Origin of the sequence: Pseudomonas entomophila (assembly GCF_013523125.1) — a bacterium.
GTDB classification, from domain to species: domain Bacteria; phylum Pseudomonadota; class Gammaproteobacteria; order Pseudomonadales; family Pseudomonadaceae; genus Aquipseudomonas; species Aquipseudomonas entomophila_B.
This window is the reverse complement of sequence record NZ_JAAMQJ010000005.1, coordinates 138,954-159,139: the sequence shown is the minus strand read 5'-3', so window position 1 is coordinate 159,139 and position 20,186 is coordinate 138,954. Positions and strand designations below refer to the sequence as shown.

At 65.0% G+C, this 20,186-nt stretch carries 22 protein-coding genes; 16 read left to right on the top strand and 6 right to left on the bottom strand.

All coding sequences use genetic code 11. The annotated features are described in order from the left end of the window. The first annotated feature begins 24 nt into the window (after positions 1-24). The gene (locus G7007_RS05200; protein ID WP_181099594.1) at positions 25-624 is read left to right on the top strand and encodes a LysE family translocator; all 600 of its coding nucleotides are present in this window, start codon (positions 25-27) and stop codon (positions 622-624) included. A 23-nt stretch (positions 625-647) separates the two neighbouring features. Here G7007_RS05200 and G7007_RS05195 read toward each other — a convergent pair whose 3' ends face one another. After that, positions 648-1,850 carry a sugar transporter gene (locus G7007_RS05195; protein WP_181099592.1) on the bottom strand — a complete coding sequence of 401 codons (1,203 nt, stop codon included), beginning with the start codon at positions 1,848-1,850 and terminating at the stop codon, positions 648-650. A gap of 290 nt (positions 1,851-2,140) precedes the next feature. Next, positions 2,141-3,193, bottom strand: a complete 1,053-nt coding sequence (locus tag G7007_RS05190) for an NAD(P)-dependent alcohol dehydrogenase (protein WP_181099590.1) — start codon at positions 3,191-3,193, stop codon at positions 2,141-2,143. 176 nt (positions 3,194-3,369) lie between these two features. Here G7007_RS05190 and G7007_RS05185 point away from each other — a divergent pair, with 176 nt between their 5' ends. After that, positions 3,370-4,272: an AraC family transcriptional regulator gene (locus G7007_RS05185; RefSeq protein ID WP_181099635.1), complete on the top strand. Its 903-nt coding sequence runs from the start codon at positions 3,370-3,372 to the stop codon at positions 4,270-4,272. Positions 4,273-4,283: 11 nt separating this feature from the next. Here the strand turns inward: G7007_RS05185 and thpR are convergent, their stop codons facing one another. Beyond that, positions 4,284-4,817: an RNA 2',3'-cyclic phosphodiesterase gene (thpR, locus tag G7007_RS05180; protein ID WP_181099588.1), complete on the bottom strand. Its 534-nt coding sequence runs from the start codon at positions 4,815-4,817 to the stop codon at positions 4,284-4,286. Between the two features lie 162 nt (positions 4,818-4,979). Between thpR and lpxO the strand changes: the two genes are divergently transcribed. From lpxO to G7007_RS05165, 3 genes are all read left to right on the top strand, one after another. After that, the gene (lpxO, locus tag G7007_RS05175) at positions 4,980-5,879 is read left to right on the top strand and encodes a lipid A hydroxylase LpxO (RefSeq protein ID WP_181099586.1); all 900 of its coding nucleotides are present in this window, start codon (positions 4,980-4,982) and stop codon (positions 5,877-5,879) included. 485 nt (positions 5,880-6,364) lie between these two features. Beyond that, complete coding sequence (locus G7007_RS05170; RefSeq protein ID WP_181099578.1) at positions 6,365-7,012, top strand: TIGR04211 family SH3 domain-containing protein; 648 nt, start codon at positions 6,365-6,367, stop codon at positions 7,010-7,012. A 294-nt stretch (positions 7,013-7,306) separates the two neighbouring features. After that, positions 7,307-7,993 (top strand): GNAT family N-acetyltransferase, encoded by a 687-nt coding sequence (locus G7007_RS05165; protein ID WP_181099576.1) that lies wholly within the window; start codon positions 7,307-7,309, stop codon positions 7,991-7,993. Between the two features lie 385 nt (positions 7,994-8,378). Here G7007_RS05165 and G7007_RS05160 read toward each other — a convergent pair whose 3' ends face one another. Then, positions 8,379-9,788 carry a purine-cytosine permease family protein gene (locus G7007_RS05160; RefSeq protein WP_181099574.1) on the bottom strand — a complete coding sequence of 470 codons (1,410 nt, stop codon included), beginning with the start codon at positions 9,786-9,788 and terminating at the stop codon, positions 8,379-8,381. 307 nt (positions 9,789-10,095) lie between these two features. Between G7007_RS05160 and G7007_RS05155 the strand changes: the two genes are divergently transcribed. From G7007_RS05155 to G7007_RS05110, 10 genes are all read left to right on the top strand, one after another. Further along, positions 10,096-10,581, top strand: coding sequence for a flavin reductase family protein (locus tag G7007_RS05155; RefSeq protein ID WP_181099572.1), 486 nt, complete (start codon positions 10,096-10,098; stop codon positions 10,579-10,581). A gap of 84 nt (positions 10,582-10,665) precedes the next feature. Next, the gene (locus tag G7007_RS05150; protein WP_181099570.1) at positions 10,666-11,709 is read left to right on the top strand and encodes an LLM class flavin-dependent oxidoreductase; all 1,044 of its coding nucleotides are present in this window, start codon (positions 10,666-10,668) and stop codon (positions 11,707-11,709) included. A 192-nt stretch (positions 11,710-11,901) separates the two neighbouring features. Beyond that, positions 11,902-12,498: an amino acid synthesis family protein gene (locus tag G7007_RS05145; protein ID WP_181099568.1), complete on the top strand. Its 597-nt coding sequence runs from the start codon at positions 11,902-11,904 to the stop codon at positions 12,496-12,498. A 56-nt stretch (positions 12,499-12,554) separates the two neighbouring features. After that, entirely contained in the window at positions 12,555-13,388 is an 834-nt protein-coding gene (locus G7007_RS05140) for an alpha/beta fold hydrolase (RefSeq protein ID WP_181099566.1), read from the top strand. After that, positions 13,385-14,866 (top strand): aldehyde dehydrogenase, encoded by a 1,482-nt coding sequence (locus G7007_RS05135; RefSeq protein ID WP_181099564.1) that lies wholly within the window; start codon positions 13,385-13,387, stop codon positions 14,864-14,866. The genes G7007_RS05140 and G7007_RS05135 overlap by 4 nt, the downstream gene beginning before the upstream one ends. A 13-nt stretch (positions 14,867-14,879) precedes the next feature. Continuing rightward, the gene (locus G7007_RS05130) at positions 14,880-15,365 is read left to right on the top strand and encodes a flavin reductase family protein (protein ID WP_181099562.1); all 486 of its coding nucleotides are present in this window, start codon (positions 14,880-14,882) and stop codon (positions 15,363-15,365) included. Between the two features lie 69 nt (positions 15,366-15,434). Then, complete coding sequence (locus G7007_RS05125; protein WP_060393877.1) at positions 15,435-15,824, top strand: carboxymuconolactone decarboxylase family protein; 390 nt, start codon at positions 15,435-15,437, stop codon at positions 15,822-15,824. A gap of 87 nt (positions 15,825-15,911) precedes the next feature. Then, positions 15,912-16,664, top strand: a complete 753-nt coding sequence (locus G7007_RS05120; protein WP_181099561.1) for a GntR family transcriptional regulator — start codon at positions 15,912-15,914, stop codon at positions 16,662-16,664. 2 nt (positions 16,665-16,666) lie between these two features. After that, positions 16,667-17,230: an NUDIX hydrolase gene (locus G7007_RS05115; RefSeq protein WP_181099559.1), complete on the top strand. Its 564-nt coding sequence runs from the start codon at positions 16,667-16,669 to the stop codon at positions 17,228-17,230. 256 nt (positions 17,231-17,486) lie between these two features. Then, entirely contained in the window at positions 17,487-17,774 is a 288-nt protein-coding gene (locus G7007_RS05110) for a hypothetical protein (protein WP_060393880.1), read from the top strand. 46 nt (positions 17,775-17,820) lie between these two features. On the opposite strand, the gene G7007_RS05105 is transcribed toward G7007_RS05110, so the two are convergent. Then, positions 17,821-18,087 carry a DUF1652 domain-containing protein gene (locus G7007_RS05105; protein WP_181099557.1) on the bottom strand — a complete coding sequence of 89 codons (267 nt, stop codon included), beginning with the start codon at positions 18,085-18,087 and terminating at the stop codon, positions 17,821-17,823. A 318-nt stretch (positions 18,088-18,405) separates the two neighbouring features. Here G7007_RS05105 and aroD point away from each other — a divergent pair, with 318 nt between their 5' ends. After that, the gene (gene aroD / locus G7007_RS05100; RefSeq protein WP_181099554.1) at positions 18,406-19,299 is read left to right on the top strand and encodes a type I 3-dehydroquinate dehydratase; all 894 of its coding nucleotides are present in this window, start codon (positions 18,406-18,408) and stop codon (positions 19,297-19,299) included. Here aroD and G7007_RS05095 read toward each other — a convergent pair. Further along, entirely contained in the window at positions 19,290-20,147 is an 858-nt protein-coding gene (locus G7007_RS05095) for a sugar phosphate isomerase/epimerase family protein (protein ID WP_181099552.1), read from the bottom strand. The two genes, aroD and G7007_RS05095, sit on opposite strands and share 10 nt — an antisense overlap. Positions 20,148-20,186 lie beyond the last annotated feature (39 nt).

Sequence of the window (20,186 nt, the reverse complement as noted above, 5' to 3'; positions counted from 1 at the left end):
GCTCGATGTCCAGGAGCTCTTGCCATGTCCGCCGTTTCGTTGTCGTTTCTGTTGTTCGCCCTCGTTGCCAGCATCAGCCCCGGTCCCAGCAATGTGCTGATCCTGGCCGAGGGCGCCCGGGTCGGCACGCGTCGCACCCTGCCCCTGGTGCTGGCTGCCTGCGTGTCGGCCGCTGCCGTGGTGCTGCTGGTGGGTCTCGGGCTGGGTGCGCTTCTGGTGCGCCACCCGCTGATCGAGCAGGCGATGGCCTGGTTCGGCGTCGCCTGGTTGAGCGTGATGGCCTGGCAGATGCTGCGCGCCGCAGGTCAGCCGTTGCCGGCCGACGCACCGCCTCGCCAGGGCCTCGTGAGCCTGGCCCTCTTGCAGGTGATCAATCCGAAGGTGTGGATGATGGCGATGGCGGTGGTCAGCGTCTTCGCCCTGCCCGCTGCCGAAGGCTCGGCCGCTACCATCGCCTGCCTCGCGGCCGCCTTCCTGCTGGTGGCCGTGCCCTGCATGACCCTGTGGGCCGCCCTGGGCGCTGCGAGCGCGTCCTGGCTGAACAGCCCCGGGGCACTCAGGCGCCTCAACCAGGCGCTGGCGATCCTGCTGCTGGCGTCGGCCTGGTCAGCGCTGTGGCTGTGACCTGAGCTTTCGCCCGCGTTGCCTCAGCGATCCGTCGAGATCCCCTGCAAGGCCTGGGCGAAGCGCCGCGTGTTCAGCGCCGCCAGCACCAGGCCGACCAGTGCCACGCTGCCGCCGACCAGGCCGATGTTGGCCACGCCCATCTGCGCGCTGACGATACTGCCGAGCAGCGCGCCGCCGCCGATGCCGATGTTGTAGATGCCCGAGAACAGCGCCATGGCCACGTCGGTCGCGTCCGAGGCGAGTTTCAGGGTACGCGACTGCAAGGACAGGCTGAAGCTGAGGATGGAAATGCCCCAGAGCATGCTCAACCCGGCAAACACCGGGAAGTGGCTGGAAAGTGGCAGCAGCAGGAGTAAGCAGGCGGCCAGCATCCCGATCGAGCCGAGCAACAGGCCATGGGGGAAGCGGTCGCTGTAACGGCTGAACAGCACCGACCCCAGCACACCGGCCCCACCGAACAACAGCAACAGCACCGTCGTCTGCTGCCCGCTGATCTGCGCCACGTGCAGGGCGAAGGGCTCGATGTAGCTATAGGCGGTGAACTGCGCAGTGATCACCAAGGTGACCAACAGGTAGACGACCACCAGGGCCGGACGCTTGAACAGCACCGGCAGGCTGCGCAACGATCCGGAGTTCTGGCTCGGCAGCAGCGGCAGCGACTTCATCAGGCACAGCAGCGTGGCCAGAGCGACCCCGCCGATGCACAGGAACGTCACCCGCCAGCCCAGGCTCTCGCCCACCACCCGTCCCAGCGGAATACCCAGGACCATGGCCAGCGTGGTGCCGGTGGCCAACAGCCCCAGTGCCTTGGCCTGCTGACCCGGCGGTGCCACCCGCACCGCCAGCGACGCGGTGATCGACCAGAAGATGGCATGCGCCAGGGCAATGCCGATCCGGCTGACCAGCAGCATGGCGAAGCTCTGCGCCATCCAGGACAGCAGGTGACTGACGATGAACACGGCAAAGACCACGGTCAGCAGGCGACGACGCTCGACGTTGCGGGTCAGCAACATCATCGGCAACGACGCCAGCGCTACGACCCAGGCATAGATGGTCAGCATCAGGCCGACTTGGGCGGGAGTCATGGCGAAGCTGCGCCCGATGTCGCTGAGCAACGCCACCGGCACGAACTCGGTGGTATTGAAGATGAACGCCGCCAGGGCCAGGGCGATGACGCTCAGCCAGCTGCCGCCAGCGGTGGGAGGGGTGGTGGACGCGTGCATGGACAGGGCAAGGACTCCGAAAACGCAACGACCCGCCAACGCCTGGACGGTATTCGGCCAGGCGCGGGCAGGTTGTTGTTGGAATGGGAAGGTGCGGCCATGGTACGGGCTGCAAGCCGCAAGCCGCAAGCCGCAAGCCGCAAGCCGCAAGCCGCAAGCCGCAAGCCGCAAGCCGCAAGCCGCAAGCCGCAAGCCGCAGGGTCAGCGCCACTTCAACGTCCTGTCAACGTCTGATGTATCGCACCACCGCCCGCTTGCAGCTTGCCGCTCGCCACTTGCCGCTCATTTCTTCAGGCCTTCAGGCTCGCCATGTCGATCACGAACCGGTACTTCACATCGCCAGCGATCATCCGCTCGTAGGCTTCGTTGATGTTGCGGATGTCCAGCATCTCGATGTCGCAGGTGATCTGGTGCTCGGCGCAGAAGTCCAACACTTCCTGGGTCTCGGCGATGCCGCCGATGAGCGAGCCGGCCAGGACGCGACGCTTCATGACCAGGTTGGCCGCATGCACCGGTGGGTCGATCGGCTCGATCAACCCGACCAGGATGTGCACGCCGCCGAAGGTCAGGGTCTCGAGGTAGGGGTTGATGTCGTGCTGCACCGGGATGGTGTCGAGCAGGAAGTCGAAGCGACCAGCCGCCGCACGCATCTGCTCGACGTCGGTGGAAACGATCACGTGGTCGGCGCCCTGACGACGCGCTTCCTCGGCCTTGGATGCCGAACGGGTGAACAAGGTGACTTCCGCGCCCAGGGCCTTGGCGAACTTGATGCCCATGTGGCCCAGGCCACCCATGCCCAGCACACCCACCTTGTGGCCGGGACCGACGCCGTGGTGCTTGAGCGGCGAATAGGTAGTGATGCCGGCGCACAGGATCGGCGCTGCGCTGGCTGCATCCAGGCTGGCAGGAATGCGCACGACGAAGTGCTCGCTGACCACGATGCTGTCGGAGTAGCCGCCCATAGTGTTGCTGCCATCGACCCGGTCAGGGGTGGCGTAGGTCATGGTCGGACCTTCCAGGCAATACTGCTCCTCGTTCGCCTGACAGGCCGGGCACTGGCGGCAGGAATCGACCATGCAGCCGACGCCGACCAGGTCGCCGACCTTGTGCTGAGTGACCTGGTCACCGATGGCGGTCACACGACCAACGATCTCGTGACCCGGCATCAGCGGGTACACGGCGATGCCCCACTCGTTGCGCGCCTGGTGGATGTCGGAGTGGCAGACGCCGCAGTACAGGATCTCGATCGCCACGTCGTCCGGGCGCGGGCTGCGGCGCTCGAAGGTCATGGGCGCCAGCGGGCTTTTGGATGTCTGGGCGGCATAGCCGATTGCGGTGTACATGCGATGGACCTCTCGATGAAACGGTTCAGTGACGACAGTGTGCCGGCGCAGCGCGCGCGTGCCCACCGCAGATCCTCCGGCAGTCGTGCCTGATTCTCCGGACCTTCACGAGACAGCTGCCAAGCCTTGTTGGTTCTGCGAAGATACGCATGTCCAATCCTCTTTCCAGGCCCTCCATGCACCTGACCCGTCACCTCGACGCCAACGCCTCGCTCTGCGCGCTGATCGAAACGCTGGCCGTGCGTCCCGGCTTCGTCCCCACTGCCCTGCCCCAGGTCCAGGTCCTGAGCTGGGACCACTACGTGGCCAGCAGCCCGCAGATCTACGAACCCAGCCTGATGATCCTGGCCCAGGGCAGCAAGCTGGCGCGCCTGGGCCCGCGCACGCTGGAGTACGGTGCCGGCCACTACCTGGTGCAGGCGCTGTCGGTACCGTTCATGTGCGAAACCTTCGCCACCCGTGAAGCGCCCCTGCTCGGGGTTGCAGTCGACATCGACCGGGCGATGCTCGGCGAGCTGGTGCAGCGCATGGGCCCGACGCTCGACGTACCCGTACAGGCGCAGACGCCTCAGTCGATGACCTCGGCCGCGCTCGATGCGCCGATGCGCGACAGCGTCGAGCGGCTGCTGCGCTGCCTGCAGGATCCGGTGGATGCACGGGTACTGGGGCCGGCCCGGGTGCGCGAGGTGCTGTACACGGCCTTGCGCGGGCCCCAGGCCGGGGTGCTGCGCGCCCTGGTCGAGCAGCAGGGGCACTTTGCCCGCATTGGCACGGCGCTGAGCTATTTGCGCGAGCATTACGCCGAACCATTGAACGTGGACACCCTGGCCGAGCGCGCCAACATGAGCGTGTCGACCTTCCACGAGCACTTCAAGCGCTGCACGGAGCTGGCGCCGATCCAGTACCTCAAGCGCCTGCGCCTGCTCAAGGCCCAGCAGATGCTGATCGCCGAAGGACTGGGCGTGGCCCAGGTCGCGCACCGCGTCGGCTACCAGAGCACCTCGCAGTTCAGCCGCGAGTACAAGCGCCAGTTCGACTGCAGTCCCGGCCAGGAACAGGCCCGCCTGGCCTCGGTGTGAACCCCGTACGGTCATCCCAGGGCCCAGTCGGCCAGGGGCAGGTAGCGGCCCTTGTACGACTCGAACAGGGTGAACTGCCGCACCTTCAACCAGAACGCCGGTGCGCTCGCGGCCTCGGGGACCTGGCCGCGAAACTCGCGCATCAAGGTCAGGTGAGGGCGGTATTCCTGCGCCGGCGGCTGCGGCACCCACGGCAGCACGGCCTGTTGCAGGTCATAGGCCAGACGCCGTAGCGCCGGGGGCGCGTCGGGGGATTCGAGTACCAGCACACCGGGGCGCTGCCAGACCGTCAGGCGATCGAGCACCAACCGCATCGCCGCAGGCCGGCTGACACTTTCGATGGCGGCGCACACGGCCGGCACCTGCTGGCTGTCGACATCGCCCAGGAACAGCAGCGTCAGGTGGAACTGGCCAGGCGGTACCGGCTTGCCACCGCGCAGGTTCAAGGCGTGGCGAAAGCGGGCGATGTCCTGGCGCTGCGGCGACTCGCACTCGACAGCGACGAACAGGCGCTTGAAGGGTTGGCCGGTTTCACGTGTGTTCATGAGGAAAGCTTCCAATCGGACGATGACGATTGGAGGAGGCGGCACGGCATTGGTGCGATCGTATTGTTCCCCTGCCAACGTAACAAAGTGTACAAAGCCGTCGGTCATTTGTTTATGCTGGCACGCTCACGCCCTGGGCTCGACCTGCTGACCTGTATTCCCATGAAAATCGCACTCGTACTGCTCTTCGTCTTCTCCATCGCCTATGTCCACCTGCGCGGTCGCGTGCGCCACAAGCTGACCCGTCAACTGGGCGACCACTCGAGCTTCCTGGCACCGATCAATACCCTGCTCTATCTGTGCTCGCGCCACCCGGCCAAGCCGTACCTGCCGGTCGAGGCCTTTCCCGAGCTGCAGCCGCTGAAGGACCACTGGCAGGAGATCCGCGCCGAGGCACAGCAGTTGCTGCAGGTGGGCGAGATCAAGAAGTCCGACAACCACGACGACGTCGGCTTCAACTCGTTCTTCAAGAGTGGCTGGAAACGCTTTTACCTGAAGTGGTACGGCGAGAGTCACCCCTCGGCCATGACCCTGTGCCCGCGCACCACCGAGCTGCTGCAAGGCATCGGTTCGATCAAGGCGGCGATGTTCGCCACCTTGCCGCCGGGCGCCAAGCTGGTGCGTCACCGGGACCCGTACGCCGGCTCCTACCGGTACCACCTGGGCCTGGACACGCCGAACGACGACGCCTGCTTCATCGAGGTGGATGGCGAGCGCTATGCCTGGCGCGATGGCGAGGCGGTGATGTTCGACGAGACCTACATCCACTACGCGGCCAACACCACCGAGCACACGCGGATCATCCTGTTCTGCGACGTCGAGCGGCCTTTGAAGTACCGCTGGGCGACGGCCTTCAACCGCTGGTTCAGCCGCCACGTGATGTCGGCCGCGGCCGCCCCGAACGATGCCAAGGACAAGACCGGCGGCATCAACCGCCTGTTCACCAAGATCTACGCGATCCGGGCACGCGGCAAGGCGCTGAAGAAGCGCAACCGCATGCGCTACTACCTGGAGAAGTGGGTGGTGGTCGCGGCGCTGGTGGGGTTGTTCATCTATATCTGACGACCCGGCGGCCCGGCGGCCCCTGCGGGGCCGATCGCGGCACGGGGGCCCCACAGGGACCGCGGCTACCTGTACCAAAGCGGTGGGTGAGCGGCCCCTGTGCCGCGATTGGGCCTGAAAGGCCCACATCTGCACTTGATAGAAACCACAGAATCTCCACATGGGCCGCGATTGGGTCCGAAGGGCCATGCCTCGAGCCAGCGCATGTCAGTGACGCCCTGCAGGGACAACGTGCACTCTGTGCTGCGCTAGCGCCCCACCGTCACACCGCCCCGCCACCTTTACCCGCTGCGACGGTCTTGCAGGCGCGACGGGATTGAAGCGAGGCGAATGATTCGACGAACCCCGCATTCGATCAGACTTTTCTGACCGCCCTCAGTGAACCGAACCTTCAAAAAAAGGTCTTTGGCTGACGGTCGTTTACCTGACCCGTTCGCCGGCCCGCCCATGGGCCTACATTCGTCCTGTACATGCGAAGACTCACAATGCCCGATTCCCGCTCCTTCACTGCTCTCGCCGCCCTGCGTGGTGGTTTGATCGGCGCCGTGCTGGCGCTTGCCGCGCCCGTCCATGCCGAGGACGCTACCAGCGATGCCCGCTGGGTCAGCGACAGCCTCAGCACCTACGTGCGCAGTGGACCGACCGATGGCCACCGCATCGTCGGCACGCTCAAGTCCGGGCAAAAGGTGACGCTGATCGGCACCCAGGGCAACTACAGCCAGGTGCGCGGCCAGAGCGGCGACGTGGTCTGGATCAACAGCAGTGACCTGCAGGCGGTGCCCGGCCAGTTCGAGCGCCTGCCTCAGCTTGACGCCCAGGTGGTGCAGCTGAGCGACCAGCTCAAGAACATCGACGACACCTGGAAGAACCGGGTGCAGGGCATGCAGGAAACCCTCGACTCGCGCAAATCCCTGATCACCGAGCTGGAAACCCGCAACAAGGACCTGAGCGAGCAGCTCGACCAGGCCCAGTCCACCCTGCGCGATACCCAAGCGCGGTTGGGCGATGAGAACAAGCAGGTGATGATGCGCTACATGGTCTATGGCGGCAGCATCGCCGGCGCCGGCCTGCTCGCCGGCCTGATCCTGCCCGCCCTCACCCGTGGCCGCAAACGCAACGATCGCTGGTTCTGAGGCTTGACGCAGCCGCAAGTGGCAAGCGGCAAGCGGCAAGCAGCAAGCAGCAAGCAGCAAGCAGAGCGTCTGGGCGGAAAGTACCTGGATTGCTGAACATAGGGCGGGGGTGTACGGGCTTGGGTGCCAGCCTCCCGTGCGCCGAGCCTCCCGCTCAATCTGAGACGTCCAAGCGTCGCGCACCCGCTGCTGGAACACCATGGGACAAGCACTGCGGTATGCTTGCAGCTTGCGGCTTTTTGCTTGCAGCTTTCGGCTTGCCGCTCACCCCCGCTTTCCCGTTGGAGTCATGTGATGTTCATTCTCAGCCGTCTTGACGGCATGCCCCCCGAATCGTTCCAGAGCCAGATCCGTCAACTGGTGATCGACCATGTCGGGGAGGTGAGCAGCGTGGCCATCGCGCCGTCGAACACGCTTTATCCGTTGTACCAGTACGGTGTGGGTCTGGAAGTTCATCATTACCTCGAAGCACTCGATGGCACCCACGGACTGCAGGCTCGGCTGACCTTGGCGCTCGATGCCGAGGCGCCGGACCGTCTGCTGGGCTTTGCCCTCGGACTACCGGCGGCGGACCGCGACGATGCCTGCGCGCTGGCGTTTCTGATCGTCTTGCCCGAGGCGCAGCGCCAGGGTATCGCCCGAGCCTTGCTGGGTGAGCTGCAGGCCGACTACGCCTGTGTCGAACTGGCCGCTTTCGCGCACCAGGTGCCGTGGTTCGAGGCCATGGGCATGCAGGCAGTGGCGGCCCACGGCCCGCAGGTGCTGATGACCAGCACAGGGCGGGTCAGTGAGGCCTTGATCGGGCGCCTGGACATCGCACCCTTGTACCAGACCACCGAGGTGCGGCAGATCCATGCCTATCTGCTCAAGCACAATGGCGAAGAGGCGATGATCGAGGCGGAGCGCCAGCGTGACGAACGCTTGGACCAGCTGACGCTGGAAGCGGCGCAGTGTGTCGAGGGACGCAGACGGGTGCACTGAGGCTGGCGCTTGCGTCTTGAAGGCGCGGTGAAGCGACTGCCGCCATCGCGGGCAAGCCCGCTCCCACAGGATGGCGGCCATCACGCTAATGCAGGCCTGGAATCGAGACCTGTGGGAGCTGGCTTGCCAGCGATAGCGCCCGATCAAGCGCCGCCTGCATCGCGGGCAAGCCCGCCCCCACAAGGCGGCGGTCATCACGCTAATGCAGGCCTGGAGTCGAGACCTGTGGGAGCTGGCTTGCCAGCGATAGCGCCCGATCAAGCGCCGCCTGCATCGCGGGCAAGCCTGCACCTACAAGGCGGCCATCACGCTCATGCAGGCGTGGAATCGGGACCTGTGGGGGCTGGCTTGCCAGCGATGGGCTGCAAGGCAGCCCCCCAAAGAGTCATTCGTGCGCGCTCACTACCTGCCCAGCCTTGGCGGCAGCCGCCTGACCCCGCGTCGCCAGGCAATAATACAGCGGCGCGGTGACCAACAGCCCGAACAGCCAGGACAGATCGGCACCTTCGACCAGGTTCGAATACGGTCCCACATAGAGCGCCGTGTTGGCGAACGGCAGCTGCACCAGGATCCCGCAGGCATAGGCGATGATCGCATGGTGGTTGAAGCGGCCATAGATCCCACCATCGGCGCTGAAGATCGAGGCGATGTCATATACGCCCTTCTTGATCAGGTAGAAGTCGATCAGGTTGATCGACGCCCATGGCACCAGCACCAGCAGCAACGCCAGGATCAGCCCGATGAACTGGCCGATGAAGTCGGCCGAGGCGTTCAGCGCCACCACCGCGCACCCGAACAGGATCACCGAGGCCAGCACCACGCGCACCTTCACGCTCGGCGTCCAGTGGGCGAAGAAGGTCTGGATCGCGGTGACGATCGACAGCACCGCGCCATACAGGTTGAGGGCGTTGTGGCTGATGATGTTGAGCAGGAACAGCACCATCAGCACCGGGCCCAGCCAGCCAGTGGCCTGTTTCACCGCCTCCATCGCATCGGTGCCCTGGGGCACGCACAATACCGCCACCGCGCCGAAGCTGAAGCACAGGATCGTGCCCAGCGTCGCACCGAAATAGGTGGCCCAGAACGGCTTGGCGATGCCGGTTTCCTTGGGCAGGTAGCGCGAGTAGTCGGAGGTGTACGGCGAGAAGCTGATCTGCCAGATGGTGCCCAGCGACACGGTGGCGATGAACCCGGACAGGTTGAAGGCGCCGCGGCTGAAGAAGTCGGCGGGCAGTGTCTGGCTGAACATCATGATGAAGCCAGCCAGCAGGGCCGAGCCCATCACCCAGGTGCCGATGCGGTTCAGGCTGTGGATGAAGCGGTAGCCGATCACGCCGATGGCGGTCGCGCTCAGGGCGCCGATGATGATGGCGGTCGGCATGGGCACGCTCGGCGCGATGCCGTGGATCGACTTGCCCGCCAGGACGATGTTGGAGATGAAGAAGCCGACGTAGATCAGGGCGGTGAAGAAGACGATCAGCAAGGCGCCGTAGCGGCCGAACTGGCCACGGCTCTGCACCATCTGCGGAATGCCCAGCTGCGGTCCCTGCGCAGAGGCCAAGGCGATGACCACGCCCCCGATGAGGTGCCCGAGTGCGATGGCGATCAGCCCCCAGAGCAGGTTCAGGTTGAACACCTGGACCACCATGGCGCCGGTCACGATGGGCAGTGGCGCGATGTTGGTGCTGAACCAGAGGGTGAACAGGTCGCGCGCCTTCCCGTGGCGCTCGGCAGGTGGAACGTAATCGACCGTGTGATTCTCGACAAGCTGGTGCTGCGAAGACGGCTGGGACATAGGATTTTAGCTCGAAAGGTCGTTTTTATCGTTGTACGGAAACCGCTCAGGGCGGCCTCTCAGCTGAGGACCATATTATGGTATTCCAAACTTTTGACAACACTGATCCGCCGCAGATCATGTGTTCTGATCTGCCTTCACGCTTCTTTCAGTCTCTCGCTGAATCCATTCAGGCCTTGAAATACGTGGCCTCCAGCCGTTCATCCCGTTTTCCCATCGCCTGCAAAAAGCGCTTGCAAATCGGGTATTACGGTATACCATCAGACACATCAACTATAAAAAACGGCCCCCAATCGAGGATCACGCCATGATTGACGCAACCGTCTACAAGAACGTCCTGGGCTCGTTCCCGTCCGGCGTCACGGTCATCACCACCCTGGACGACGACGGCTCGATCGTCGGCCTGACCGCCAGTGCCTTCTCTTCCCTGTCGATGGACCCACCCCTGGTGCTGTTCTGCCCGAACTACAGCTCCGACTCCTACCCCGTGCTGATCCGCAACAAGCGCTTCGCCATCCACCTGTTGTCCGGTGAGCAGCAAGCCGAAGCCTATGCCTTCGCCCGCAAAGGCAAGGACAAGGCCGCCGGCATCGAGTGGACCTTGAGCGAGCATGGCAACCCGCTGCTGGCCAACGCCACCGCCATCATCGAGTGCGAGCTGTGGCGCGAGTACGAAGGTGGCGACCACGCCATCATGGTCGGCAAGGTCCAGAACCTGATCGTGCCTACCGACGCCCCGAACCCCATGATCTATTGCCGCGGCAAGATGGCCAGCCTGCCCGCCTTCGGCTGAGCCACGTCCCGGCCGGGCGTCGTGCCCTGCCCTCCATCGCGCCTGCCCGGCAGGCCACCTTGACAAGCCCTTGAGGAAAGCCCCATGAAGTTTTCGTTGTTCGTGCACATGGAACGTTGGGATGACCAGGTCAGCCACCGCCAGCTGTTCGAAGACCTGACCGAACTGACCCTGATGGCCGAAGACGGCGGTTTCAGCACCGTGTGGATCGGCGAACACCACGCCATGGAGTACACCATCTCGCCTAGCCCGATGCCGCTGCTGGCCTACCTGGCCGCGCGCACCGAGACGATCCGCCTGGGCGCCGGCACCATCATCGCGCCGTTCTGGAACCCGATCCGGGTGGCAGGCGAATGCGCGCTGCTGGACGTGATCAGCAACGGGCGCATGGAAGTGGGCCTGGCCCGTGGCGCCTACCAGTTCGAATTCGACCGCATGGCCAATGGCATGCCCGCGACCGATGGCGGCAAAGCGCTGCGCGAAATGGTCCCGGCGGTGCGTGAGCTGTGGAAAGGCGACTATGCCCACGAAGGCGAGGTGTACAATTTCCCCACCTCGACCAGCGCGCCCAAGCCGGTGCAGGACGGCATGCCGCCAATGTGGATCGCCGCCCGCGACCCGGACTCGCACAATTTCGCGGTCAAGCATGGCTGCAACGTGATGGTCACCCCCTTGATGAAGGGCGATGAAGAGGTGCTGGACCTGAAGAACAAGTTCCAGGCCGCGCTCGACAACAACCCGGACGTCCCCCGCCCCCAACTGATGGTGCTGCGCCACACCCACGTGCACAGCCCGGCAGAGCCGGAGGGTTGGAAAATCGGTGCCGAAGCCATCTCGCGCTTCTACCGCACCTTCGACGCCTGGTTCGGCAACAAGACCACGCCGGTCAATGGCTTCCTGGCGCCGAGCCCGGAATCGAAGTTCGCCGAGGTGCCCGCCTTCGCCCTGGACAACATCCGCAAGAACACCATGATCGGCACGCCCGAAGAGATCATCGCACGGATCAAGTACTACCAGGAACTGGGTGTCGACGAGTTCAGCTTCTGGTGCGACAACAGCCTGCCCCATGCCGAAAAGAAGAAGTCGCTGGCGCTGTTCATCAACGAAGTGGTGCCGGCGTTCCGATAACGCTGCGAGGGCGGCCCCACTGCCCTTTGAAGCGGTTCCTGCCGGAGTACCGGCGCGACCGCATGAGGCCGCCTGGCGGCCTCGTCACCCCACCTTCGTGCGCACACGTATTTTCCAGACACGCTATTGCAGGAATCGTCTTATGGTATACCATAAGACAACAAAGCCCGATCAACCTTCCTGGAGCCGCTCATGAGTTTCGAAATCCGCAAGATCGTCACCTACTCCGAAGAAACCCGCATCGAAGGCGGCAAGGCCACCGACACGCCGGTGACCATGGTCGGCCTGGCCGTCGTGATCAAGAACCCGTGGGCAGGTCGCGGTTTCGTCGAAGACCTCAAGCCCGAGATTCGTGAGCACTGCTCCGACCTCGGCGCCCTGATGGTCGAGCGCCTGACCGCTGCCATCGGTGGCGCGGACAAGATCGAAGCCTACGGCAAGGCCGCCGTGGTCGGCGCCGATGGCGAGATCGAGCATGCTTCCGCGGTGATCCATACCCTGCGCTTCGGCAATCACTACCGCGAAGCCGTGCAGGCCAAGAGCTACCTGAGCTTCACCAACAAGCGCGGCGGCCCGGGCACGTCGATCCAGATCCCGATGATGCAGAAGGACGACGAAGGCCAGCGTTCGCACTACATCACCTTGGAGATGCAGATCGAAGACGCACCGCGCGCCGACGAGATCGTCGTGGTACTGGGCGCTTCCGACGGCGGCCGTCTGCATCCGCGCATCGGCAACCGCTACATCGATCTCGAAGAGATCGCCGCTGAAAAAGCCAACGCTCAATAATAACGATCAGACGGGATGGGGCCCACGGGCCACCCTCCCCTCAAGGAGCGCCGTCCATGATTCAGCCTGCTGCTGAACGTACACCGGCCGGGACCAGTTACCTGAGCCTCGGCCAGGGTCGACCCGTGGTGCTGATCCACGGCGTGGGCCTGAACAAGGAAATGTGGGGCGGGCAGTTCGTCGGCCTGGCCAACGACTACCGCGTCATCGCCTACGACATGCTGGGACATGGCATGAGCCCACGTCCAGCAGCCGACACTGACCTGGCCGGCTATGCCGCGCAGCTGGTCGAACTGCTCGACCACCTGCAGATCCCGCAGGCGACGGTGATCGGCTTTTCCATGGGCGGCCTGGTGGCGCGGGCCTTCGCGCTGCACTACCCACAGCGCCTGAGCGCACTGGTCGTGCTCAACAGCGTCTTCAACCGCACGCCCGAGCAGAGTGCCGGGGTCATCGCCCGCGCTGCCCAGGCCGCCGAGCTGGGCCCGGACGCCAACGTCGACGCCGCCCTGGAACGCTGGTTCAGCCCCGAATACAAGGCCGCCAACCCGGCCCAGGTCGCGGCCATCCGCCAGGTGCTGGGCGACAACGACCCCCAGGGCTACCACACCACCTATTCGCTGTTCGCTACCCAGGACATGTACCGCGCCGACGACCTGGGCACGATCCAGGCGCCGACGCTGATCGCCACCGGCGAGCTGGACACCGGCTCCACCCCGGCCATGGCGCGCCAGCTGGCAGCGCGCATCCCGGACGCGCGCAGCGTGATCCTCGCCGAACAACGCCACATGATGCCGGTGGAAGCGCCCCGTGAAGTCAACCGCATGCTGCTGGACTTCCTTGGCCACGCCCGCACGCTTACCGAATCCGCCAAGGGGATAGTCGCATGACCCTCGTTCGTTTCCAGATGTGCATCGACGGCCAATGGCGCGATGCGCAGAGCGGCAAGACCTTCGACAGCCTCGATCCGGCCACCGCCCAGGTCTGGGCGCAGTTGCCCGACGCCGACGAAGCCGATGTCGAGCAGGCCGTGCAGGCCGCCCAGCGCGCCTTCGACAACCCGGCCTGGCGCGGCCTGACCGCCACCGCACGGGGCAAGCTGCTGCGCCGCCTGGGCGACCTGATCGCCGAGAACAAGGAACACCTGGCCCAGCTGGAAAGCCGTGACAACGGCAAGCTGATCCGCGAGACCCGTGGCCAGGTCGGCTACCTGCCGGAGTTCTTCCACTACACCGCCGGCCTGGCCGACAAGCTCGAGGGCGGTACGCTGCCGCTGGACAAGCCGGACCTGTTCGCCTACACCGTGCACGAGCCGATCGGCGTGGTGGCCGGGATCATCCCGTGGAACAGCCCGCTGTACCTGACCTCGATCAAGCTCGCACCGGCCCTGGCCGCCGGCAACACCCTCGTGCTCAAGCCCTCCGAGCATGCCTCGGCGACCATTCTCGAGCTGGCCCGCCTGGCCCTCGAGGCCGGCTTCCCCGCAGGCGTGGTCAACGTGGTCACCGGCTTCGGCCCGAGCACGGGCGCGGCCCTTACCCGCCACCCGCTGGTGCGCAAGATCGCCTTTACCGGCGGCGCGGCCACGGCGCGTCACGTGGTGCGCAGCAGCGCCGAGAACTTCGCCAAGCTGTCGCTGGAACTGGGCGGCAAGTCGCCGAACATCATCTTCGCCGACGCCGACCTGGACAGCGCCATCAACGGCGCCGTGGCCGGGATCTACGCCGCCTCCGGGCAGAGCTGCGTGGCCGGCTCGCGGCTGCTGGTGCAGGACGAGATCTTCGACACGTTCGTCGAGCGCCTGATCGCCCGTGCCCAGCGCATCCGCATCGGCAACCCCCAGGCCGATGACAGCGAGATGGGCCCGATGGCCACCGCGCAACAGCTGGCCGTGGTCGAGCAGTTGGTGGCGGCCGCCCAGGCCGAAGGCGCCACCCTGCGCATGGGCGGCAAGCGCGCCCAAGTCGAGGGGGACGGCTGGTTCTATGAGCCGACGCTGTTCGAATGCGACAGCAACTCGATGACGATCATGCAGGAAGAAGTGTTCGGTCCGGTGGCGGCGGTGATCCGCTTCAAGACCGAAGAGGAGGCCCTGGCGATCGCCAACGACTCGCAGTTCGGCCTGGCCGCCGGCATCTGGACCCGCGACCTGGGCCGTGCGCACCGGCTGGCGCGGGATGTGCGCTCGGGTATCATCTGGGTCAACACCTACCGCGCGGTCTCGGCCATGGCGCCGATCGGCGGGTTCAAGAACAGCGGCTATGGCCGCGAGAGCGGCATCGATTCGGTGCTCGCCTACACCGAGCTGAAGACCGTGTGGATCAACCTGTCCACCGCACCGATGCCCGACCCCTTCGTGATGCGTTGAGAGGTGCACTGAGATGATCGAACCCGGCATCTACAAAGACGTGATGGGCTCGTTCCCATCCGGCGTGACGGTGGTCACCACCCTGGATGCCGACGGCGGCATCGTCGGCATCACCGCCAGTGCCTTCAGCGCGCTGTCGATCGACCCGGCGCTGGTGCTGTTCTGCCCCAACTACAGCTCCGACACCTACCCGGTGCTGCGCGACAGCAAGGCCTTCGCCATCCACCTGCTGTCGGCCGAACAGACCAAGGAAGCCTATGCCTTCGCCGGCAAAGGCAAGGACAAGGCCAACGGCATCGATTGGCAGTTGAGCGAACGGGGCAACCCGATACTGCCCAACGCCACGGCGGTGATCGAGTGCGAACTGTGGCGCGAATACGACGGTGGCGACCACGCCATCATCGTCGGCGCGGTCAAGCACCTGATCCTGCCGGACACGCCGGTGGCACCGATGCTCTATCACAAGGGCAAGCTTGGCGCCCTGCCGCCGCTTGGCTGATACCGTTTTGGGGGTCGTGCCGCACTCACCCTCGGTTGCGGCCCCGTTTTCTTTTCAGGAGCTTGCGCCATGAGCAGCGAGAAGTACGAAAAAGGCCTGGCCATCCGCACCCAGGTGCTGGGCGAGGACTACGTCAACCGCTCGATCCAGAATGCCGACGCCTTCACCCAACCCTTGCAGGAGCTGGTCACCGAGTACTGCTGGGGCCACGTCTGGGGCCGCGATGGTTTGTCGCTCCAGGAACGCAGCATGATAAACTTGGCCATGATTTCCGCGCTCAATCGCCCTCATGAGCTCAAGCTGCACATCCGCGGCGCCTTGCGCAATGGGCTGAGCCGCGAACAGATTCGCGAAATCCTGCTCCAGGTCGGCATCTACTGCGGCGTGCCGGCGGCGGTGGACAGTTTCCGCCTGGCCCGCGAAGCGTTCGCCGAAGCCGATGCGGAGTCAACCCGTTAACAACGGGCCAGTCGAACCTTGCAGGAAGCACCCAGGTTCGGGGTGCCCCATAGCCTGGATTCGGCGGCCTCTCTCAGAGCGCACTCGATGAAACGCCAGCCCCTCGACGACAGCTTCAAGGTCAACCGCAACCCCGTTACCCTGCGTGAAATCGTGCTCGACAAGCTGCGCGCCGCGATCATGAACTTTCACCTGCTGCCTGGCGACCGTCTGGTCGAGCGCGACCTCTGCGAGCGGTTGGGCGTCAGCCGTACCTCGGTGCGCGAGGCGCTGCGTCACCTGGAATCCGAAGGGCTGGTGGAATTTGCAGACGCCAAGGGCCCCCGGGTCGCCATCATCACCCTGGAAGACGCGCGCGACATCTACGAGCTGCGCTGCGTGCTGGAAGGCCTGATCGTCCAGCTGTTCACCCTCAACGCCAAGGCCAAGCACATCCGGGCCCTGGAGCGTGCACTGGAAGAAAACCGCGAAGCCTTGGAAGAAGGCGAATTGCAGCAGGTGCTCGATTCGGTCCAGGGCTTCTACGACGTGCTGCTGGAAGGCTCGGGCAACCAGGTCGCCGCGACCCAGCTGCGTCAGTTGCAGGCGCGCATCAGCTACCTGCGTGCCACCTCGGTGTCGCAGGTCAACCGCCGAGGTGCCAGCAACCTGGAGATGGAGAAGATGGTCGAGGCGATCAAGAGTGGCGATCCGCTGGTCGCGCACCAGGCCTCGGTCGATCACGTACGCGCTGCCGCCAAGGTGGCGCTGGAGTATTTGCGCCAGAAGCAGGATGACACGGCCAAGGCGCGCGACCTGGTCGCTCCAGTGGCCCTCAAGGACCCTCGCATAGGCCGCTGACCATGCCCAATGCCCCGCGCTACTGCCCGCACTGCACCCTGGACCTGGCTCGGGGCACCCCGCCCGGCGATACCCATGAACGCCTGCACTGCACAGGCTGCGGGTACATTCACTACGTGAACCCGAAGATCATCGCCGGCTGCATCATCGAGCGCGATGGCCAGTACCTGCTCTGTCGGCGTGCCATCCCGCCACGCCCTGGTACCTGGACATTGCCCGCCGGCTTCATGGAAGCCGGCGAGACCACCGAAGAAGCCGCCTTGCGCGAGGTATGGGAAGAAACCGGCGTTCGCGCCGACATCTTCGCGCCCTACTCGGTGTTCAGTGTGCCGCGCATCAGCGAGGTCTACATCATCTTCCGCGCCACCGTCATCGAAGAAACCGGGCAGTTCGGCGCCGAGACGCTGGAGTACCGGTTCTTCGAGCCGGCGGACATCCCCTGGGACGACATCTACTACCCGGCCATACGGCAGATTCTCGAGCGCTACATCCTCGAGCGGCAGGCAGGCGTCTACGGCATCTACATGGGCAACGATGATACGGGCAAAGTGCACTTCATTCGCTGACCCGCGAGCGTTCGCGTCTCCACCAGAGGCTACCGTCGATCGGCCCGCAGCGAAGATCTTTGAATCAACGCACCTGGCGCTTGACCCTCGACCGGGCCTTTGCCACGCTCAAGGAGCCGGCAGATGCCACGATCTGCGTTACCTGTCGCGCAAATGAATTGAACGCCTGAAGCCGGGAGGCTTCGAACAGGGACTTTCGCCTACCCTCCCGGGCCATTCGCCAGATGCCCCGAACCTTGCCGATGGAGTCAGTCCCATGAAGTCATCCTGCCGTGCACCCAGCGCCTGTCTCGAACTGGACTATGTTCGCGATACCCTCTTTGGCCCCCTGTCACAACGGGTCGAATGCGAAGTGCAGCTCGCCCCGCTGCAACTGGGCGGCCGACAGGGCTTGCAGCTTCACATCGCCCCGCCCCTGCCCAAGAAACTGGATCGCTCGCACAGCCTTGCCTTCGTCTGGGAAGGCAAGGCCTACCATGGTGTGGTGCGTCACCATGGCAAATGCGGGGACGGCGGCATCAAGCTGCTGCTGGAGCTTCAGTGATCACCAGCAGCATCGAGTGACGGCCTGCGTGGCCGGGCCACCCTTCTCAGGCAAATGCACGAGGCCGGGCATCCTTGGCGGGAGCGTGCTGCTGATGACGTAGTTGCGTGATGAGCTCCAACACGTCCCGCGTACTGTTCAAGCTGTCGAGCGGCACATCGCAGAGCACCACGCATTCTTCGAGCGAATCGCCCTTGCCCAGGCGAATCGTCAGATGACCGTCTTCCGAACAGCTCACCTCGCACCGATCGGGCAAGCAGGCCCGTTCGATGAGCTGACGCATTTCCAACGTCGACAATCCTAGCAGTGACATACCTCGACCCTCTTGTGATGGTCCGTGAGTGCGAAGCTAGGCCTGACTGCCGTCGAGCGCCGGTTGGTGGAAGACCAGCCCAACAAAGGGTCATTCGCTCACGTGCGAATGCGTGCTTCGCCTTTTCACCATAACCGAAGAACTGTCATGCACCGGACTTGTGCGATTAACGGAAAGACTTGAACGACAGGCGGTCCAGGCAGGCCTCGCTCTGTGTGTGTGTTTAGGCCTGAGGCTGAACCCCGACCGACACCTGGGGTTCGAACGCCGGAGCGCTCTGGTCAGGGCCTCTCCCACTCATTGCAACAGGAGTAGCGTGTGCAACGTCGTGAATTTCTGATCACGTCCATCGTGACCACCGCTGGCATGGCGCTTGCGCGCGGCGCATGGGCCAAACAAGGGCATGAACGTCGATTCGAACATCTGCCTGCCCACAAGGGTACAGGCCCGGTGCTGCGCCTCGGGCACCTGGACATCGGTGCAGGGGCACCCAAGGTCATCGCCTCCATCACCGGCCAGGCCCTCGACGCGATCCGTCAGCAGGCGCGCGCCATCGCGGCCAGTGAGGCGGTGGACATCGCCGAGCTGCGCCTGGATCACTGGCCCAACACGCTGTCGCTGAGCGACACGGTAGCGTGGGTCGAGCAGGTCGTTTCCGACCTGCACGGCCTGCCGCTGCTGGCAACCTTCCGCAGTGCCCAGGAAGGCGGCGAGCGTGCACTACCCGACGACGATTACGTTCGCTTGTGCTACGCCCTGCTGGAGCACACCGCCATCGACCTGCTCGATGTCGAGATGATGAAACCCCGCCCCAGCGTGCAGGCCATGATCGCCAAGGCACATCAGCAAGGCGTGGCAGTCATCCTGTCGAACCACGATTTCCAGGCCACGCCCTCCCACCCGGTGATCGTCGAACGCTTGCTGCGCCAGGAGGCGCTCGGTGCCGATATCCTGAAGATCGCCGTGATGCCCAAGACGCCGGAAGACGTCCTGACGTTGATGGCGGCGAGCCAGGAGGCCTATCGCCGTGCGCGCCGACCGCTGCTGACGATGTCCATGGGGCCGCTGGGCGTCACCTCGCGCCTGGCCGGTCAGCTGACGGGAGCGGCGTTGACCTATGCCAGCGTCGGCCAGGGCTCGGCACCTGGGCAACTGGAGGCCGGCGCGGTACGCGAGGTGCTGGGGATCATCCAGCGCGGGGCTCAGGGCTGAGCCGAACGCTCCACCGTTGCAGTCAGCGCATCGAAGGTGCTTTGGCTGGCCTCCACCGCCCGCACCAGTGTGGCCTTGTCGGCCCACAGCGAGTCAGGCACGGACTCGGAGAAGATCTCCAGCACGTAATCGCCTGCATAACCGCACGCTGCGATTGCACGCAGCAGCCCACTCAACGGGATCGCACCGTCCCCCAGGGCGCGGCGGTCATGCAGCGAGCGTGGACGGCGCCAGTCGGCCACTTGCACCAGGAATAGCCTGTCCGCGCTGATCGTCTCGGCCAGCGCGCGATCCTGCCAACTGTTGTAGAGGTCCAGGCACACGCCGAACGCCGGGTGGTCCACCTGGGCGGCCAGCTCGCGTGCCTGGCTGAAGGCGAACAGGATCGAGTTGCGGTTCATCAGCGACGGCCCCAGGGCCTCCAGTGCGATCTTCAGGCCATGGGCCTGGGCATGCTGTGCAAGGGTCGGGTAGTGTTCGAGGCAGCCGTCCCAGACGCGCGCCTCGTTGCCCTCGGCATCGGCGCCGGTGTTGGTCACCAGGGGTATGTCCTGCCAGAATTCTGCGAACAGCTCGACCGTGTGCATCAGTGCGTCGAGGCGGGCCTCTGGCGCCTGCGGTTCGGGCGCCGACTGCGTGGGGTAGATCGTCAAGGTGCGGGGTTGGATCGACGTGATGCGCACCCCGCTGTCCTTGATCATCGCCAACTGGTCACGCGCCTGCTGCGGGTCGCTGGACAGCTTTTTCTCGGCAAGCTCCAGCGCGCACCCGAGGCGCCTGCACAGCTGCAGGTCGTCCTCGAGGGACAATGGCTGGGTGGTGATCTGGCTGATGGACAAGCGTTGCATGGGCACCCCGGTGGACTGATTGCATAAGAACATGCACTG

Excerpts from the sequence above, each read along its gene's own strand:
- G7007_RS05200 (WP_181099594.1), top strand. The coding sequence starts at position 25 with ATGTCCGCCGTTTCGTTGTCGTTTCTGTTGTTCGCCCTCGTTGCCAGC.
- G7007_RS05195 (WP_181099592.1), bottom strand. The coding sequence starts at position 1,850 with ATGCACGCGTCCACCACCCCTCCCACCGCTGGCGGCAGCTGGCTGAGC.
- G7007_RS05190 (WP_181099590.1), bottom strand. The coding sequence starts at position 3,193 with ATGTACACCGCAATCGGCTATGCCGCCCAGACATCCAAAAGCCCGCTG.
- G7007_RS05185 (WP_181099635.1), top strand. The coding sequence starts at position 3,370 with ATGCACCTGACCCGTCACCTCGACGCCAACGCCTCGCTCTGCGCGCTG.
- thpR (WP_181099588.1), bottom strand. The coding sequence starts at position 4,817 with ATGAACACACGTGAAACCGGCCAACCCTTCAAGCGCCTGTTCGTCGCT.
- lpxO (WP_181099586.1), top strand. The coding sequence starts at position 4,980 with ATGAAAATCGCACTCGTACTGCTCTTCGTCTTCTCCATCGCCTATGTC.
- G7007_RS05170 (WP_181099578.1), top strand. The coding sequence starts at position 6,365 with ATGCCCGATTCCCGCTCCTTCACTGCTCTCGCCGCCCTGCGTGGTGGT.
- G7007_RS05165 (WP_181099576.1), top strand. The coding sequence starts at position 7,307 with ATGTTCATTCTCAGCCGTCTTGACGGCATGCCCCCCGAATCGTTCCAG.
- G7007_RS05160 (WP_181099574.1), bottom strand. The coding sequence starts at position 9,788 with ATGTCCCAGCCGTCTTCGCAGCACCAGCTTGTCGAGAATCACACGGTC.
- G7007_RS05155 (WP_181099572.1), top strand. The coding sequence starts at position 10,096 with ATGATTGACGCAACCGTCTACAAGAACGTCCTGGGCTCGTTCCCGTCC.
- G7007_RS05150 (WP_181099570.1), top strand. The coding sequence starts at position 10,666 with ATGAAGTTTTCGTTGTTCGTGCACATGGAACGTTGGGATGACCAGGTC.
- G7007_RS05145 (WP_181099568.1), top strand. The coding sequence starts at position 11,902 with ATGAGTTTCGAAATCCGCAAGATCGTCACCTACTCCGAAGAAACCCGC.
- G7007_RS05140 (WP_181099566.1), top strand. The coding sequence starts at position 12,555 with ATGATTCAGCCTGCTGCTGAACGTACACCGGCCGGGACCAGTTACCTG.
- G7007_RS05135 (WP_181099564.1), top strand. The coding sequence starts at position 13,385 with ATGACCCTCGTTCGTTTCCAGATGTGCATCGACGGCCAATGGCGCGAT.
- G7007_RS05130 (WP_181099562.1), top strand. The coding sequence starts at position 14,880 with ATGATCGAACCCGGCATCTACAAAGACGTGATGGGCTCGTTCCCATCC.
- G7007_RS05125 (WP_060393877.1), top strand. The coding sequence starts at position 15,435 with ATGAGCAGCGAGAAGTACGAAAAAGGCCTGGCCATCCGCACCCAGGTG.
- G7007_RS05120 (WP_181099561.1), top strand. The coding sequence starts at position 15,912 with ATGAAACGCCAGCCCCTCGACGACAGCTTCAAGGTCAACCGCAACCCC.
- G7007_RS05115 (WP_181099559.1), top strand. The coding sequence starts at position 16,667 with ATGCCCAATGCCCCGCGCTACTGCCCGCACTGCACCCTGGACCTGGCT.
- G7007_RS05110 (WP_060393880.1), top strand. The coding sequence starts at position 17,487 with ATGAAGTCATCCTGCCGTGCACCCAGCGCCTGTCTCGAACTGGACTAT.
- G7007_RS05105 (WP_181099557.1), bottom strand. The coding sequence starts at position 18,087 with ATGTCACTGCTAGGATTGTCGACGTTGGAAATGCGTCAGCTCATCGAA.
- G7007_RS05095 (WP_181099552.1), bottom strand. The coding sequence starts at position 20,147 with ATGCAACGCTTGTCCATCAGCCAGATCACCACCCAGCCATTGTCCCTC.